This window comes from Caballeronia arvi (genome assembly GCF_001544695.2).
GTDB lineage: Bacteria > Pseudomonadota > Gammaproteobacteria > Burkholderiales > Burkholderiaceae > Caballeronia > Caballeronia arvi.
On record NZ_FCOM02000201.1, the window covers coordinates 1 to 1,906 of the forward strand.

3 protein-coding genes are annotated in these 1,906 nt (G+C 61.1%); all 3 read left to right on the plus strand.

Annotated elements, in window-relative coordinates; all coding sequences use genetic code 11:
• Nucleotides 1–87: 87 nt before the first annotated feature.
• Entirely contained in the window at nucleotides 88–513 is a 426-nt protein-coding gene (tnpA, locus tag AWB74_RS44280) for an IS66-like element accessory protein TnpA (RefSeq protein WP_232478093.1), read from the plus strand.
• Entirely contained in the window at nucleotides 510–854 is a 345-nt protein-coding gene (gene tnpB / locus AWB74_RS44285) for an IS66 family insertion sequence element accessory protein TnpB (RefSeq protein ID WP_014900967.1), read from the plus strand. The genes tnpA and tnpB overlap by 4 nt, the downstream gene beginning before the upstream one ends.
• A 30-nt stretch (nucleotides 855–884) precedes the next feature.
• A partial coding sequence (gene tnpC / locus AWB74_RS44290) for an IS66 family transposase (protein WP_143749541.1) occupies nucleotides 885–1,906 on the plus strand: 1,022 nt, incomplete at its 3' end.

The window sequence follows — 1,906 nt, forward strand, 5'->3', positions numbered from 1 at the left end:
TCCGTAAGCGTCTCGCCGTGGCCGTTCTGGCGTGCTGATTGAGATTTTGGGTAGTTTGGTATCCACCAAATTATGGTGGGTACCAAAGTGGACAAGACATGGGGCGATGGCGCCGCAGACGGCGCATATAAGCGGCCGAACTTTCCGACCGAGTTCAAACGGCAACTGGTTGAACAATCTCTCGAGCCGGGCGCGTCGGTGGCGTTGATCGCGCGCAGCAACGATATCAATGCAAACCTGTTGTTCAAATGGCGACGGCTTTATCTGGCAGGAGAGTACGGTTTGCCGACGCTGCCTGAGCGCGCGACGCCAAAGCGGGCACAGGAGGTGCCGTCGCTGTTGCCTGTGAATGTCGTCGCTGAGGCGGCAGAACATACGCCACCGATGGAAGTTGATGCAACACGGTCGCCAGAGAATCTTTGCGAGATCGAGTTCGACCGTGCACGCTTGAGGGTTTGCGGCAACGTGTCGCCGGATATGCTGCGGCTGCTGATCCGGGAGCTATCCCGATGATCGGCTTGCCGGCAGGCACTCGCATCTGGATCGCCGCAGGCGTCACCGACATGCGCAGTGGTTTCCCGGCTCTTGCCGCGAAGGTGCAAGCGGCACTCGAAGAGAATCCGCTCGGCGGAGACGTGTTCATTTTTCGGGGGCGTCGCGGCGATCTCGTAAAAATTCTTTGGGCGACCGATGACGGCCTATGGCTTCTTGCGAAGCGGCTTTCGCGCGGACGGTTTATTTGGCCACAGGCTGATGGAGGCAAGATCTATCTGACGTCTGCGCAGCTGTCGATGTTGCTGGAAGGCATCGATTGGCGACAACCCCGTCGTACGGCCGCATTGTCGATGTTGTAAACCGCATCGAAGGCTCGTAAACTGCGGCGCATGCCTGACCATGCGCCGCTTCCGCAAACCGTTGCCGAGCTCCACGCCCTGGTGCTCGAGCAGCAGGCATCGATGGCAAAGATGCGCCAGGAGATCGCCGAACGCGACCGGGAGATTGTTGAGCGGGACCAGCAACTTGAGCGCCTGAAGGCGCAGGTCGACAAGCTCAGGCGCATGCACTTCGGTCGTAAATCCGAGCAGGTAGACCGACAGATCGATCGGCTCGAAACCCAACTTGAGGATCTGGCAGCGGGCAGCGGCGTTGCCGATGTTCGCCGTGCACGCGCTCGTGCATCGAGTTCGGGCGTGTCTGCGGCAGCCCCGAAGGAAGCCGTGCCGGCTCATCTGCCACGCGAAGAACGCGTGCTCGAGCCTGACTCGACGTGCCCGAAGTGCAACAACGCCATGGAGTTGCTCGGCGAGGACGTGTCCGAGCAACTCGCGCGCGTCACAGCAATGTTCAAGGTCATCCGCACGATCCGCCGCAAACGGATCTGCTCCAGTTGCGGCCATATAGCGCAACGTCCGATGCCGGGGCTGCCAATCGAGCGCAGCATCGCGCATCCGAGCTTGCTGGCCGAGATCATCGTTTCGAAATATGCGAACCATACGCCGCTGTATCGGCAATCCGAGATCGCGGCGCGCGACGGCGTACGTCTCGATCGGGCCACCATGGCGCGCTGGGTAGGACAATGCGAAGAACTCTGCCGGCTGCTGACTGAAGCGCTGCGTCGCTACACGATGTCGACTGCGAAGCTCCACGCGGACGACACGCCGATCCCGGTGCTTGCGCCCGGCAACAAGAAAACCAGAACCGGTCGGTTGTGGGTCTACGTGCGCGATGATCGACGCTCTGGTTCGAGCGAACCCGCTGCTGTCTGGTTCGCGTACTCGCCGGACCGCAAAGGCATCCATCCCCAGACCCATCTTGCCGGATTCGAAGGCGTCCTTCAGGGGGACGGCTATGCCGGCTTCAACGAGCTGACCGAAAGCGGCAAGGTTCGCCTGGCATCTTGCTGGGA

Excerpts from the sequence above, each read along its gene's own strand:
- tnpB (WP_014900967.1), top strand. The coding sequence starts at position 510 with ATGATCGGCTTGCCGGCAGGCACTCGCATCTGGATCGCCGCAGGCGTC.